The sequence below is a fragment of the Streptomyces sp. MB09-02B genome, assembly GCF_033794485.1.
Taxonomy (GTDB): Bacteria; Actinomycetota; Actinomycetes; order Streptomycetales; family Streptomycetaceae; genus Streptomyces.
The window spans coordinates 1-14167 of sequence record NZ_JARGEE010000034.1 but is presented as its reverse complement, the minus strand read 5'-3'; the positions used below and the strand labels follow the sequence as shown (position 1 = coordinate 14167).

General features: G+C 67.7%; 17 protein-coding genes. 13 read left to right on the top strand and 4 right to left on the bottom strand.

The window, feature by feature from the left end; translation table 11 throughout:
- Positions 1–150 precede the first annotated feature (150 nt).
- The 10 genes from secY to truA all read left to right on the top strand — a co-directional run bounded on the left by secY (position 151) and on the right by truA (position 7714).
- On the top strand, positions 151–1464 hold the full coding sequence (secY, locus tag P1P70_RS07810; RefSeq protein WP_319235729.1) for a preprotein translocase subunit SecY: 1314 nt from the start codon (positions 151–153) through the stop codon (positions 1462–1464).
- Positions 1464–2126, top strand: coding sequence for an adenylate kinase (locus P1P70_RS07805; RefSeq protein WP_319235728.1), 663 nt, complete (start codon positions 1464–1466; stop codon positions 2124–2126). Before secY ends, P1P70_RS07805 begins: the two co-directional genes overlap by 1 nt.
- A 127-nt stretch (positions 2127–2253) precedes the next feature.
- Complete coding sequence (gene map / locus P1P70_RS07800; protein ID WP_319235727.1) at positions 2254–3090, top strand: type I methionyl aminopeptidase; 837 nt, start codon at positions 2254–2256, stop codon at positions 3088–3090.
- A 250-nt stretch (positions 3091–3340) separates the two neighbouring features.
- The gene (gene infA / locus P1P70_RS07795; protein ID WP_003948620.1) at positions 3341–3562 is read left to right on the top strand and encodes a translation initiation factor IF-1; all 222 of its coding nucleotides are present in this window, start codon (positions 3341–3343) and stop codon (positions 3560–3562) included.
- A gap of 73 nt (positions 3563–3635) precedes the next feature.
- Complete coding sequence (gene rpmJ / locus P1P70_RS07790) at positions 3636–3749, top strand: 50S ribosomal protein L36 (protein WP_003998809.1); 114 nt, start codon at positions 3636–3638, stop codon at positions 3747–3749.
- Between the two features lie 197 nt (positions 3750–3946).
- A complete protein-coding gene (gene rpsM / locus P1P70_RS07785; RefSeq protein WP_005481202.1) occupies positions 3947–4327 on the top strand; it encodes a 30S ribosomal protein S13 in 381 nt (126 codons plus the stop codon).
- Positions 4328–4397: 70 nt separating this feature from the next.
- Positions 4398–4802: a 30S ribosomal protein S11 gene (gene rpsK / locus P1P70_RS07780; RefSeq protein ID WP_003956432.1), complete on the top strand. Its 405-nt coding sequence runs from the start codon at positions 4398–4400 to the stop codon at positions 4800–4802.
- A 159-nt stretch (positions 4803–4961) separates the two neighbouring features.
- Entirely contained in the window at positions 4962–5984 is a 1023-nt protein-coding gene (locus P1P70_RS07775) for a DNA-directed RNA polymerase subunit alpha (RefSeq protein WP_003966937.1), read from the top strand.
- A gap of 221 nt (positions 5985–6205) precedes the next feature.
- Positions 6206–6712: a 50S ribosomal protein L17 gene (gene rplQ, locus P1P70_RS07770; RefSeq protein ID WP_319235726.1), complete on the top strand. Its 507-nt coding sequence runs from the start codon at positions 6206–6208 to the stop codon at positions 6710–6712.
- A gap of 138 nt (positions 6713–6850) precedes the next feature.
- Complete coding sequence (gene truA / locus P1P70_RS07765; protein WP_319235724.1) at positions 6851–7714, top strand: tRNA pseudouridine(38-40) synthase TruA; 864 nt, start codon at positions 6851–6853, stop codon at positions 7712–7714.
- A gap of 30 nt (positions 7715–7744) precedes the next feature.
- Here the strand turns inward: truA and P1P70_RS07760 are convergent, their stop codons facing one another.
- Positions 7745–8629 (bottom strand): hypothetical protein, encoded by an 885-nt coding sequence (locus P1P70_RS07760; RefSeq protein WP_319235722.1) that lies wholly within the window; start codon positions 8627–8629, stop codon positions 7745–7747.
- A 90-nt stretch (positions 8630–8719) separates the two neighbouring features.
- Positions 8720–9094, bottom strand: a complete 375-nt coding sequence (locus tag P1P70_RS07755; RefSeq protein WP_319235720.1) for a hypothetical protein — start codon at positions 9092–9094, stop codon at positions 8720–8722.
- Between the two features lie 339 nt (positions 9095–9433).
- On the opposite strand from P1P70_RS07755, the gene rplM reads away from it, so the two are divergent.
- From rplM to glmM, 3 genes are all read left to right on the top strand, one after another.
- Positions 9434–9877 carry a 50S ribosomal protein L13 gene (gene rplM / locus P1P70_RS07750; RefSeq protein WP_045559465.1) on the top strand — a complete coding sequence of 148 codons (444 nt, stop codon included), beginning with the start codon at positions 9434–9436 and terminating at the stop codon, positions 9875–9877.
- 41 nt (positions 9878–9918) lie between these two features.
- On the top strand, positions 9919–10446 hold the full coding sequence (gene rpsI, locus P1P70_RS07745) for a 30S ribosomal protein S9 (protein ID WP_319235717.1): 528 nt from the start codon (positions 9919–9921) through the stop codon (positions 10444–10446).
- 253 nt (positions 10447–10699) lie between these two features.
- Positions 10700–12058: a phosphoglucosamine mutase gene (gene glmM / locus P1P70_RS07740; RefSeq protein ID WP_319235716.1), complete on the top strand. Its 1359-nt coding sequence runs from the start codon at positions 10700–10702 to the stop codon at positions 12056–12058.
- 118 nt (positions 12059–12176) lie between these two features.
- On the opposite strand, the gene P1P70_RS07735 is transcribed toward glmM, so the two are convergent.
- On the bottom strand, positions 12177–13097 hold the full coding sequence (locus P1P70_RS07735; RefSeq protein WP_319235714.1) for a DUF389 domain-containing protein: 921 nt from the start codon (positions 13095–13097) through the stop codon (positions 12177–12179).
- A 31-nt stretch (positions 13098–13128) separates the two neighbouring features.
- Positions 13129–14118: a type I pantothenate kinase gene (gene coaA, locus P1P70_RS07730; protein WP_319235713.1), complete on the bottom strand. Its 990-nt coding sequence runs from the start codon at positions 14116–14118 to the stop codon at positions 13129–13131.
- Between the last annotated feature and the right edge of the window lie 49 nt (positions 14119–14167).

The following is a 14167-nucleotide window of genomic DNA, read 5'->3' as shown; positions in this document are numbered from 1 at the left end:
TCGCCGGTAAGGTGACCTGCGCTGCCCGTTTTCACAGGGTGCTCTCATCCGGGCACTCGCGGCGGCAGTTAAACGTTACGTAAGTCGTCCCCATCAGAATCTCAAAACCGTCACCCTTGACGCAGTAGCGCGGGGGTCGCAGGAGGCACCGTGCTCACCGCGTTCGCCCGGGCGTTCAAGACGCCCGACCTGCGCAAGAAGCTGCTCTTCACGCTCGGCATCATCGTGATCTACCGGGTCGGCACGCACATCCCGATCCCGGGTGTCAATTACTCCGCCGTCCAGTTCTGCATCGACCAGGCCGAGACCAATTCGGGTCTGTTCGGTCTGGTCAACATGTTCAGCGGTGGCGCGCTGCTGCAGATCACGGTCTTCGCGCTCGGCATCATGCCGTACATCACGGCGAGCATCATTCTGCAGCTGCTGACCGTGGTGATCCCGCGTCTGGAAGCCCTGAAGAAGGAGGGGCAGGCCGGGACGGCGAAGATCACGCAGTACACGCGTTACCTGACGGTTGCCCTGGCCATCCTCCAGGGCACCGGCCTTGTCGCCACCGCCCGCAGCGGCTCGCTGTTCAGCACCTGCACGCAGCGCCAGTCGATCGTCCCCGACCAGTCGATCTACACCACCATCGTCATGGTCGTCACCATGACCGCCGGCACGGCCCTCGTCATGTGGCTCGGTGAGCTCATCACCGACCGCGGCATCGGCAACGGCATGTCGATCCTGATGTTCATCTCGATCGCCGCCACCTTCCCGTCCGCGCTGTGGGCGATCAAGGAGCAGGGCAGCCTGGCGGGCGGTTGGATCGAGTTCGCCATCGTCATCGCGGTCGGGCTGGTCATGGTCGCGCTCGTGGTCTTCGTCGAGCAGGCACAGCGCCGTATTCCGGTCCAGTACGCGAAGCGCATGATCGGTCGCCGTTCCTACGGTGGCACCTCGACCTACATTCCGTTGAAGGTCAACCAGGCGGGCATCATCCCTGTGATTTTTGCCTCCTCGCTGCTCTACATCCCGGCACTCATCGTGCAGTTCTCCAATTCCCAGGCGGGCTGGGCGACTTGGATCCAAGCCAACCTGGCCGAAACGGACGCTCCGGCGCACATCACGATCTACTTCTTCCTCATCATCTTCTTCGCCTTCTTCTACGTGGCCATCTCGTTCAACCCCGAGGAAGTCGCGGACAACATGAAGAAGTATGGTGGCTTCATCCCGGGCATCCGGGCTGGCCGACCGACCGCTGAGTACCTGAGCTACGTACTCAACCGGATCACCTGGCCGGGTTCGCTGTACCTGGGTCTGATCGCTCTCGTGCCGACAATGGCGTTGGCACCCCTCGGGGCCAACCAGAACTTCCCGTTCGGCGGTACCAGCATCCTGATCATCGTGGGTGTGGGTCTGGAGACGGTGAAGCAGATCGAGAGCCAGCTCCAGCAGCGCAATTACGAAGGGTTCCTCCGCTGATGCGAATCGTCCTCGTCGGGCCGCCGGGTGCGGGCAAGGGAACGCAGGCCGCGTTCCTGGCGAACAACCTGTCGATCCCGCACATCTCCACGGGCGACCTGTTCCGGGCCAACATCAGCAAGCAGACGGAGCTCGGCAAACTCGCGAAGTCCTACATGGACAAGGGCGAGCTGGTGCCGGACGAGGTCACGATCGCGATGGCCAAGGACCGCATGGAGCAGCCGGACGCCGAGCACGGCTTCCTGCTCGACGGCTTCCCGCGCAACGTCTCGCAGGCCGAGGCGCTGGACGTGACGCTCCAGGACGAGTCCATGAACCTGGACGCGGTGCTGGACCTGGAGGTCCCCGAGGACGAGGTCGTCAAGCGGATCGCCGGCCGGCGCATCTGCCGCAACGACTCCGCGCACGTCTTCCACGTCACGTACAAGAAGCCGAAGCAGGAGGGTGTCTGCGACGCCTGCGGCGGCGAGCTGTACCAGCGTGACGACGACTCCGAGGAGACCGTCCGCAAGCGCCTGGAGGTCTACCACACCCAGACCGAGCCGATCATCGACTACTACAAGGCCCAGGGCCTCGTGGTGACGATCTCCGCGCTCGGTCCGGTGGAGGAAGTCACCCAGCGCGCCATGGAGGCGCTCAAGCGCGAGGACGACGACAAGTAGTCGTCGCTCGGTATGTCGGCCGCGGTGCCCGTGAGGGGTGCCGCGGCCGTACTGTTGTGTAGGCAAAAACGCGAGAACGAGATCTCGTGCCTCGTGGACGACAAGGAAGACGGAGACGCAGGCCCCCATGGTGCAGATCAAGAGTCCCGAGCAGATCGCCAAGATGCGTGAGGCGGGGCTGGTCGTCGCCGCCATCCACGCGGCCACCCGGGAGGCCGCCGTACCGGGCGCCTCCACGAAGGACCTCGACGAGGTCGCCCGCAAGGTGATCGCGGAGCACGGGGCCAAGTCGAACTTCCTCGGGTACGGCGGCTTCCCGGCGACGATCTGCACCTCCGTGAACGAGGTCGTGGTCCACGGGATCCCGAGCGACGAGGTCGTCCTGAAGGACGGCGACATCATCTCCATCGACTGCGGCGCGATCGTCGACGGCTGGCACGGTGACGCCGCCTACACCGCGTTCGTGGGGTCCGGGCACTCTCCCGAGCTGATCGAGCTGTCCCGGGTGACCGAGGAGTCCATGTGGGCCGGGATCGCCGCGATGAAGCAGGGGAACCGGCTCGTCGACGTCTCGCGGGCCATCGAGACGTACATCCGTCGGCAGCCGAAGCCGGGCGGGGGGAAGTACGGGATCGTCGAGGACTACGGCGGCCACGGCATCGGGACCGAGATGCACATGGACCCGCACCTGCTGAACTACGTCGAGCGGCGGCGGGGCAAGGGGCCGAAGCTGGTGCCCGGCTTCTGCCTCGCGATCGAGCCGATGGTGTCGCTGGGTACGCCGAAGACGGAGGTCCTGGCGGACGACTGGACCGTGGTGACGACGGACGGGACGTGGTCGTCGCACTGGGAGCACTCGGTGGCGTTGACGGAGGCGGGGCCGTTGGTGCTGACCGCGCCTGACGGGGGCAAGGCGAAGCTGGCGGAGTACGGGATCGTCGCGGCTCCCGATCCGGTGGGCTGAGGGTTCTTCGCCGGGTGCGGATGGGTGGGGCTTCTCGCGCCCACGCGGCGGAGCCGCATATCGACACAGCCCCGCGCCCCTGAAGGTGGGCTCCTGTCGGGCGGAGTAAGGATCTTCCGCCCTGGGCATGCATACCCAATTCGTGTTTCTGGAGGCCCTGGCGTAGACTGACTCGTCGGCTCTCGTGTTTCCGTGTGTCCTCATTCGGTTACGCGGAGTCGATCAAGGTAGTCGATTCGAAGGGCGAAGCGTGGCCAAGAAGCAAGGTGCCATCGAGATCGAGGGCACTGTCGTCGAGTCTCTGCCGAACGCCATGTTCAAGGTCGAGCTCCAGAACGGCCACCAGGTCCTGGCACACATCAGCGGCAAGATGCGTATGCACTACATCCGCATCCTCCCTGACGACCGGGTCGTGGTGGAGCTGTCTCCGTACGACCTGACGCGTGGCCGGATCGTCTACCGCTACAAGTAGATCTTGCCCCCGCTCTCCGTGCCCCGGTCCTCCGGGACGCGGGTGGTGGCACTGACCCGGAGAACCTCACCCCATGAAGGTCAAGCCGAGCGTCAAGAAGATCTGCGACAAGTGCAGGGTGATCCGCCGTCACGGTCGGGTCATGGTCATCTGCGAGAACCCGCGCCACAAGCAGCGCCAGGGCTGACGCACGTTCGACCACTCCCTCTGCATCTACATCGCAGGGATTCGCGCGACGCGAGCTGAATTGTTCATACGCAGGACCCAGGCGCCGCACGGCGTCTGACACCCCCGGCTCGGAGGCCGGGGACCCGGTTCGTACCTGGTACGGCGGCCGGGAGCCGGTTCTGCGGAAGACCTCCGACAATCACCAGGAGCCATTGAATGGCACGCGTTTCCGGTGTTGACATCCCGCGCGACAAGCGCGTGGAGGTCGCCCTCACCTATGTGTTCGGCATCGGCCGGACCCTCTCCCAGGAGACGCTGGCAGCGACCGGCGTCAACCCCGACACCCGCGTCCGCGACCTCTCCGAGGAGCAGCTCGTCGCGATCCGCGAGTACGTGGACAACAACATCAAGACCGAGGGTGACCTCCGTCGCGAGGTCCAGGCCGACATCCGCCGCAAGGTGGAGATCGGCTGCTACCAGGGTCTCCGTCACCGTCGTGGTCTGCCCGTCCGCGGTCAGCGCACCAGCACCAACGCCCGCACCCGCAAGGGCCCGCGTCGCGCCATCGCCGGTAAGAAGAAGCCGGGCAAGAAGTAGTCCTCAGCGGACAACGCTTCATCAGCGGTCTTCGCTGTAGGACCGACCACCTCCCCGTAGGAGTTTGTAGATGCCCCCCAAGGGTCGTCAGGGCGCTGCCAAGAAGGTGCGCCGCAAGGAAAAGAAGAACGTCGCTCACGGCCACGCGCACATCAAGAGCACGTTCAACAACACGATCGTCTCCATCACGGACCCCTCGGGCAACGTGATCTCCTGGGCCTCCGCCGGCCACGTCGGCTTCAAGGGCTCCCGGAAGTCCACGCCGTTCGCCGCGCAGATGGCCGCCGAGTCGGCTGCCCGTCGCGCGCAGGAGCACGGCATGCGCAAGGTCGACGTGTTCGTCAAGGGCCCGGGTTCGGGTCGTGAGACGGCCATCCGTTCGCTGCAGGCGACCGGTCTCGAGGTCGGCTCCATCCAGGACGTCACGCCCACCCCGCACAACGGCTGCCGTCCGCCCAAGCGCCGCCGCGTCTGACCCTCCGGGTCGGATCCGCGACTGCTTGGTCTGAGGTTTTCGGGCGGTATGGCTCTTCGGGGCCATATCGCCCGTACCCTTGTACGTAAACTCCGTCAGGCTCCGCCTGGTGGCTCAGGGCATCAAATAGTGGGTGCCCCTGACTGAAGGACTCACCACATGCTGATCGCTCAGCGTCCCTCGTTGACCGAAGAGGTCGTCGACGAATTCCGCTCCCGGTTCGTGATCGAGCCGCTGGAGCCGGGCTTCGGCTACACCCTCGGCAACAGCCTCCGTCGTACGCTCCTGTCGTCGATCCCCGGTGCGGCTGTCACCAGCATCCGGATCGACGGTGTCCTGCACGAGTTCACCACCGTGCCGGGCGTCAAGGAGGACGTCACCGACCTGATCCTCAACATCAAGCAGCTGGTCGTCTCCTCGGAGCACGACGAGCCGGTCGTGATGTACCTGCGCAAGCAGGGCCCGGGTCTGGTCACCGCCGCCGACATCGCGCCCCCGGCCGGTGTCGAGGTGCACAACCCCGACCTCGTCCTCGCCACGCTCAACGGCAAGGGCAAGCTGGAGATGGAGCTGACGGTCGAGCGCGGCCGCGGTTACGTCTCCGCCGTGCAGAACAAGCAGGTGGGCCAGGAGATCGGCCGTATCCCGGTCGACTCGATCTACTCGCCGGTTCTCAAGGTCACGTACAAGGTCGAGGCCACGCGTGTCGAGCAGCGCACCGACTTCGACAAGCTGATCGTCGACGTCGAGACCAAGCAGGCGATGCGTCCGCGTGACGCCATGGCCTCCGCCGGTAAGACGCTGGTCGAGCTCTTCGGTCTCGCCCGTGAGCTCAACATCGACGCCGAGGGCATCGACATGGGTCCGTCCCCGACGGACGCCGCGCTCGCCGCCGATCTGGCGCTGCCGATCGAGGAGCTGGAGCTCACCGTTCGGTCGTACAACTGCCTCAAGCGTGAGGGCATCCACTCCGTGGGTGAGCTGGTCGCGCGCTCCGAGGCCGACCTGCTCGACATTCGCAACTTCGGTGCGAAGTCGATCGACGAGGTCAAGGCGAAGCTGGCCGGCATGGGCCTGGCCCTGAAGGACAGCCCGCCCGGATTCGACCCGACCGCCGCCGCGGACGCCTTCGGCGCCGACGACGACGCGGACGCGGGCTTCGTCGAGACCGAGCAGTACTAGTCGCTCCGCGAGACGGCCGGATTCCGGCTGCGGGGGGCCGTTGTGGCTGGTCGCGCCCACGCGACGGAGTCGCACATCGACACCGCCCCGCGCTCCTCACGGGGCGCGGATCCTCCGGGACGCCCTGAAAAGGGCGCCCCGGATCTCCGACAGGCGACCGCCTGCTCGGATACTGACCCCGGTACCTGATACGGCCGGGGCAGACACCTAGGAGAAACACCATGCCGAAGCCCACCAAGGGTGCCCGTCTGGGCGGCAGCGCCGCGCACGAGAAGCTGCTCCTCGCGAACCTCGCGAAGTCGCTCTTCGAGCACGGCCGCATCACCACCACCGAGGCGAAGGCCCGCCGTCTGCGGCCGTACGCCGAGCGCCTGATCACCAAGGGCAAGAAGGGCGACCTTCACAACCGCCGCCAGGTGCTCCAGGTCATCACGGACAAGAGCGTCGTGCACACGCTCTTCACCGAGATCGGCCCGCGGTACGAGAACCGTCCGGGTGGCTACACCCGGATCACCAAGATCGGTAACCGTCGTGGCGACAACGCGCCCATGGCTGTCATCGAGCTGGTCGAGGCGCTGACGGTCGCGCAGGAGGCCACCGGTGAGGCCGAGGCCGCCACCAAGCGTGCCGCCAAGGACGCGGAGGCGCCGGCCGCTGAGGCCAAGGTGGACACCACCAAGGCCGACGACGCCGCCGATGAGGCTGCCGAGGAGTCCAAGGACGCGTAAGCGTTCAGCGGGGGGCCGCGTTTTCGGCCGCGGGTTCGTGGTGGTTGCTCGCGCAGTTCCCCGCGCCCCTTCAGGGCGTTGGCGGGTCCGTCCCTTTCGAGGGGCGGGCCCGTTTTTTGTTGCTGAGAGGATCTCTGTGTGAGTGACGACGTACAGCCCGGGCATGTCCGTGTGCGCCTCGACCTTTCCTACGACGGTTCCGAGTTCTCCGGGTGGGCCAAGCAGGCCGGCGGGCGGCGGACCGTGCAGGGGGAGATCGAGGACGCGCTCAGGACCGTGACACGGTCCCGGGAGACCTTCGAGCTGACCGTGGCCGGGCGGACGGACGCCGGGGTGCACGCCCGGGGGCAGGTGGCGCACGTGGACCTGCCGGAGGCGGTCTGGCGTGAGCACCACGAGAAGCTGCTGAAGCGGCTCGCGGGGCGGCTGTCGAGGGACGTGCGGGTGTGGGCGCTCAGGGAGGCGCCCAGCGGGTTCAACGCGCGGTTCTCGGCGATCTGGCGGCGGTACGCCTACCGGGTCACCGACAACCCCGGCGGTGTCGATCCGTTGCTGCGCGGTCACGTCCTGTGGCACGACTGGCCGCTGGACGTCGACGCCATGAACGAGGCGGCGCGGCGGCTGCTGGGGGAGCACGACTTCGCCGCGTACTGCAAGCGGCGGGAGGGCGCGACCACCATTCGTACGCTCCAGGAGCTGAGCCTGGTGCGGGGGGAGGACGGGATCGTCACCGCCACCGTGCGGGCCGACGCCTTCTGCCACAACATGGTGCGCTCGCTGATCGGGGCCCTGCTGTTCGTGGGGGACGGCCACCGGGGGCCCGAATGGCCCGGGAAGGTGCTGGCCGCCGGCGTACGGGACTCCGCCGTGCATGTCGTACGGCCGCACGGGCTGACCCTGGAGGAGGTCGGGTACCCGGCGGACGGGCTGCTGGCCGCGCGGAGCAGGGAGGCGCGGAACCGGCGGAGTCTGCCGGGGGTGCCCGGGGGCGGCTGCTGCTGACCCCGGGCGGCGGGGATCCGGGGACCCGGGTTACTGCCCGTTGGCCGCGGCGGCGGCCTGGGTCTCGCCCCGGCGGCGGATCTGTTCGTACGTGGACTGGGCGAGGTCGTCGCCGGCGGTGAAGACGGCCGCGTCCTTCTCGGTGACGTCCTTGCCGTCGGTGAAGCCGGACAGGGTGAAGTAGGCGTAGCGGCCCAAGGAGTTGGCGGTCGTCCGGCACACGGTCGTCCGGCAGAAGGTGGGCACGCCCTCGCCGGAGAGGGAGACGATGGTGCTCACCTTGTCCCAGTCCTCCTTGACCTTGGTCGCCTGGGCCTCGGTGTCGAACAGGGCGACGCCGATGGTGGTCGCGACCTTGTCCCGGAAGTAGGTCACGCGCATGAAGCGGGTGCAGTCGTTGTCGGTGAGGAGCTTGTCGAGGGTGCCCTGGACGGCCGAGGCGCAGTTCTTCGTCGAGGCCGTGGTGCCCTTGCGGTAGACGACGCCCTCGCGCTTGGTCAGCTGGGAGCCGGGGAAGAGGATGTCCGGGCTGATCGGCGCCTTGTCCTTGCCCGAGCTGGAGATGAAGTCCTTCGGGTTCAGCGGGGGCGGGGCCGAGGTCGGCGCGAACGACGGGTCCGTCTTGGCGCTGGCGCTCGGGATGCCCGCCGTGGCCGGCAGGTCGTTCGGGCCGTTCGCCGTGGTGTTGCCGTTGTCGGTGTTGACGACGGCCACCGCCACGGCGACGCCTATGCCGACCGTGGCGAGGGCGCCGCCGACGATCAGCAGGAGCCTGCGGCGCCTGTTGCGTGTCTCGGACTGCTCGGCGAGTGACGCCCAGTCCGGGGTCTGGTTACTGGAGGAACTCCACTGACTGTCCCACGGATCGTGGGAACCCCCGGGGCTCCACTGAGACCCCCCCTGCCCATAGCTCATGGGGCGCAGTTTAGACGGGCCAGGGGAGGCCTTTTTCAGTTATGGGTCACGCCGACGGCCGCCCTAGGGACGGCTTGTCCCGGTTGCGGCCTACGCCTTGTCCGTCCAGCTGGCGACGACCTTGTACGTGCTGTGGTCGTTCAACTTCGTGTAGGAGAAGGCGTCGATCCGGAGCTTGTGCCCGTTCTTGAACTTCATGTCGCAGGTCTTGCTCTTGCCCTTGCCCTTGACGTGGCATGTGTCCAGGTGCGGGTTCTTCGAGGACCGGTCGTCGACGAAGACGATGAGGCCGGTCTTGCCCGCCTTCATGTCCCAGACCTTGAGGATCTCGCCCTTGGACGTGAACTTGACCTGTCCGCCGGGCACCGAGTAGTAGCTCGACGCGGACGCCGTCCCGGCGCTGCCCAGCGTCAACGCGACACCGGCCGCCACGATCGCGGTGGCAACATTCGTGCGAAACTTCATACGTGAACCCCGTTGTTTGCAGCTTGCATGCCTGAATCACGTGCCTCGCGGCACGTGGGGCCGGATCGTATCGAACTCGTGGGCGAAGTTGATCAACGGGTGCCGAGGTCGCCGGTCCCGGGGCCGTTTTGACCCGTCCGGGGCTGCCCGAGTACTCTTGCGGATTGTTATGCGTATTGGCTTGGTCGCTCTCAGGCGAGAAGCCCTGCGTAGGTTCCCTGGAGCAGTTACCAGTGGGCGGCATACGGGCAGCGTTCCCGGCACTGTCGTCCCCAGCTGCACGATCGCTTCAGTGATGCCTTGTGTCACCACCCATCCACTGAAGAAGAAGGCTGCGAAGTGCGTACGTACAGCCCCAAGCCCGGCGATGTGACTCGCCAGTGGCACGTCATTGACGCACAGGACATCGTCCTGGGCCGTCTGGCTACCACTGCCGCGAACCTCCTCCGCGGCAAGCACAAGCCGACCTATGCCCCTCACATGGACATGGGCGACTTCGTCATCATCATCAACGCCGACAAGGTTCACCTGTCCGGCAACAAGAAGACCCAGAAGCTGGCGTACCGCCACTCCGGCTACCCGGGTGGTCTGCGCTCCGTCCGCTACGACGAGCTGCTGGCGAAGAACCCCGAGAAGGCCGTCGAGAAGGCCATCAAGGGCATGATCCCCAAGAACACCCTGGGCCGTCAGATGCTCTCGAAGCTGAAGGTCTACTCGGGCGACCAGCACCCCCACGCTGCGCAGCAGCCGGTGCCGTTCGAGATCACCCAGGTCGCGCAGTAGTTCCGGCCACACCCCCAAACAGAAAAGATCTGAGGAGCATCGTGGCCGAGACCACCGCTGAGCAGCCGGTCGAAGAGACCGAGACCGAGCTTGTCGACATCGACAGCTACACCACGGAGTCGGACGTCCCCGTCGAGGGCGAGTACACCTCCGAGTCCATGGCCTCCCGCTTCGGCGACCCGCAGCCGGCCGCCGGCCTGGGCCGTCGCAAGAACGCCATCGCCCGCGTCCGGATCGTCCCGGGCACCGGCAAGTGGAAGATCAACGGTCGCACCCTTGAGGACTACTTCCCCAACAAGGTGCACCAGCAGGAAGTCAACGAGCCCTTCAAGGTGCTGGAGCTCGAGGGCCGCTACGACGTCATCGCCCGCATCGCCGGTGGCGGTGTCTCCGGTCAGGCCGGTGCGCTCCGTCTCGGTGTCGCCCGCGCGCTGAACGAGGCCGACGTCGACAACAACCGTGGCGCCCTCAAGAAGGCCGGCTTCCTCCGCCGCGACGACCGTGCGGTCGAGCGCAAGAAGGCCGGTCTGAAGAAGGCCCGCAAGGCTCCGCAGTACAGCAAGCGCTAAATCGCGCTCGCGCCGCTGGGCGCGATCCGCGTGCGTCGCGCATTGCGCGTATCGCCCCGGTGGCACGTTCCGTGCCGCCGGGGCGGTTTGCTTAGCAGGGCCGTTCATCCATCGCAGGCATATACACGGACTGTCGGTACAACCCCGAAAGGGGGAGGACAGTCTCAGGGGATGTACTTGGTCAGGGGAATGCCGGGACACTCGTGACCATCAGTACGAGCCGCACATTCTGAGCAATTCGGAGGACACCACAGTGGGACGACTCTTCGGCACGGACGGCGTGCGCGGTGTCGCCAACGCGGATCTGACGGCCGAGCTCGCGCTCGGACTCTCCGTCGCGGCGGCACACGTACTCGCCGAGGCGGGAACGTTCGAGGGCCACAAGCCGGTGGCGGTGGTCGGGCGGGATCCGCGAGCGTCCGGGGAGTTCCTGGAGGCGGCCGTCGTGGCCGGCCTCGCCAGTGCGGGCGTCGACGTGCTGCGCGTCGGTGTGCTGCCCACCCCCGCGGTGGCGTTCCTCACCGGCGAGCTGGGCGCCGACCTCGGTGTGATGCTCTCCGCCAGCCACAACGCCATGCCGGACAACGGCGTCAAGTTCTTCGCCCGCGGCGGGCACAAGCTCGCCGACGAGCTGGAGGACCGGATCGAGGGCGTCTACGAGGAGCACCGCACCGGCGCTCCCTGGGAGCGGCCCACGGGCGCGGGCGTCGGACGCGTCCGGTCCTACGACGACGGCTTCGGGCAGTACGTCGAGCACCTGCTCTCGGCCCTCCCCAACCGGCTCGACGGACTGAAGATCGTCCTCGACGAGGCGCACGGTGCCGCCGCCGGGGTCTCGCCGGAGGTGTTCACCCGTGCCGGCGCCGAGATCGTCACGATCGGGGCCGAGCCGGACGGGCTCAACATCAACGACGGGTGCGGGTCGACGCACCTCGGGCCGCTGAAGGCCGCCGTGCTGGAGCACGGGGCGCACCTCGGGATCGCGCACGACGGGGACGCGGACCGGTGCCTCGCCGTGGACCACGAGGGCAACGAAATCGACGGGGACCAGATCCTCGCCGTTCTCGCGCTGGCGATGCGGGAGCGCGGCGTGCTGCGGTCCGACACCGTGGTCGCCACCGTGATGTCCAACCTCGGGTTCAAGCTGGCGCTGGAGCGAGAGGGGCTGCGGCTCGTCCAGACGGCGGTCGGCGACCGGTACGTGCTGGAGGAGATGAAGGAGCACGGGTACGCGCTCGGCGGCGAGCAGTCCGGGCACGTGATCATCTCCGACCACGCGACGACCGGTGACGGCACGCTGACCGGGCTGCTGCTGGCGGCGCGGGTCGCGCAGACCGGACGCACGCTCCAGGAGCTGGCCGGGGTGATGGAGCGGCTGCCGCAGGTGCTCATCAATGTGCCTGACGTGGACCGGTCGCGGGTGTCCACGTCGGCGGAGCTGGCGGCGGCGGTGGGGGAGGCCGAGGCCGAACTGGGGTCCACGGGGCGGGTGTTGTTGCGCCCGTCGGGGACGGAGCCGTTGGTGCGGGTGATGGTGGAGGCGGCGGACATCGAGCAGGCGCGTGCGGTTGCGGGGCGGCTGGCTGATGCGGTGAAGTCCGCGCTTGGCTGAATTGCCGGGTAGGGGTGTGGGGTTCTGTGCGGTGCGGGCTGCGGGTTCGTGGTGGCTTGTCGCGCAGTTCCCCGCGCCCCTGAAAGCAGGGTCTGCGCCCCTTGCTTTCGTGGCGCGGCTAGCGGGTCTTCGACCAGAGCCACTTCTGGAGGAGCAGGGTGAGGGTACCTGCCAGGATGATGCCCAGGAGGTTCAGGAGCAGTTGCTCCGTGGAGCCCACCGTTTGCTTCATGTCGCCGTAGGCCAGGGCCACCGCCGCGTTCGCGGCGGCCGGGACCGTGGTGACCGAGATGGCCACGCCCACGAGGGCTCCGGACTTGGCTGAGGTCAGGGAGAGGGTGCCCGCGATGCCCGCGAGGACCGCCACGATGAAGGAGAAGGCGTCGGGGGCGTAGACGAAGGCGGTGTTGGGGCGGTCGGCCTCCAGCTTCGCCTCGGTGAAGTAGCCGAGCGCGTCCATGAAGAGGCTGAACGCGACCGCCGCCGCCATGGCCACCGCGAAGCCCACCAGGAGGGCGATCAGCGAGCGCAGGGCGAGGCGCGGGTGGCGTTGGACGATGGACGTGCTGATGCCGGCCAGGGGGCCGAACTCGGGGCCGACCGCCATCGCGCCGACGATCAGGATCGCGTTGTCGAGGACCACGCCGCAGGCCGCGATCATCGTGGCGAGGGTGAGGAAGGCGACGTAGGTGACGGAGAGCGTCGACTCCTCGTGGGTCGCGTCCGTCAGGTGCTCCCAGAGGACCGCGTCGACGCCCTCGCCCGGCGCGTCCTTCTCGGCCTTGTCGGCGCGGTCGGAGAGCGACAGGTCGATGTTCTCGACGGCGATGGAGCCGGTGCGGTCGAGGTCCAACGCCCTCAGCGCGCCGATCAGTTCGTCGCCCGCCTCGCGTGCCACGTCGCACATGACGACGTCTCCGGCGGGGTTGCGGGCGGCACCCGGTACGACGACGAGGTGGGTGCACCCGACCGTGCCCTCGATCAGGCGCACCACGTCGTCGGTCCGGTCGGCCGGAGTGATCAGGCGCAGATGCAGCATGCCCGCAGGGTAGCCGGGCCCGGTGACGGGGCTACAGCTTGCGCAGGCTGAGGCGGCGGACCTTGTGGTCGGCGCCCTTGCGGATGATGAGGGTGGCGCGGCCGCGGGTGGGCGCGATGTTCTCGACCAGGTTGGGCTTGTTGATGGTGCGCCAGAGGCCGCGGGCGTAGTCGAGGGCGTCGTCCTCGGAGACCTGGGTGTACTTGCGGAAGTACGAGTCGGGGTTCTGGAACGCGGTCTGGCGGAGCTTCTTGAAGCGGCTCAGGTACCAGCGCTCGATGTCGTCGGCGCCGGCGTCGACGTACACGCTGAAGTCGAAGTAGTCGGCGAGCCCGACGCGGGTGCGGCCGTCCTGGCCGGGGAGGGCGGGCTGGAGGACGTTCAGGCCCTCGACGATGAGGATGTCGGGCCGGCGGACCGTCAGCTTCCGGTCCGGGACGATGTCGTAGATGAGGTGCGAGTAGACGGGGGCCGTCACCTCGTCCTTGCCGGCCTTGATGTCGGCGACGAAGCGGGTCAGGGCGCGGCGGTCGTACGACTCGGGGAAGCCCTTGCGGGAGACCAGGCCGCGTTCCTGGAGGTCCTTCATGGGGAGCAGGAAGCCGTCGGTGGTGACCAGTTCGACGCGCGGGTGCTCGGGCCAGCGGGCCAGGAGGGCCTGGAGGAGACGGGCGACGGTCGACTTGCCGACGGCCACGGAGCCGGCGACTCCTATGACGAACGGGGTGCCGGACTGGGAGCCCTGCTCGCCCAGGAAGGTGTTCAGGGCGCCGCGCAGGCCGTCGGTGGCGCCCACGTAGAGGTTGAGGAGCCGGGACAGCGGCAGATAGATGTCCCGTACCTCGTCGAGGTCGATGACATCGCCCAGACCGCGCAGCTTCTCGACCTCCTCGGCGTTCAGCGGGAGCGGCGTCTTTTCGCGCAGCGCGCTCCACTCGGCACGGGTGAGGTCGACGTAGGGAGTCGCCTCCGGCCTGGGCCGGTGGGCGCTCCGCGGCAACGAGGAGACCGGTGAGATCACAGTCCATTGTTAACGGAGTTCGAACGGGGCGGCGGGGTGGGGGCCGGTG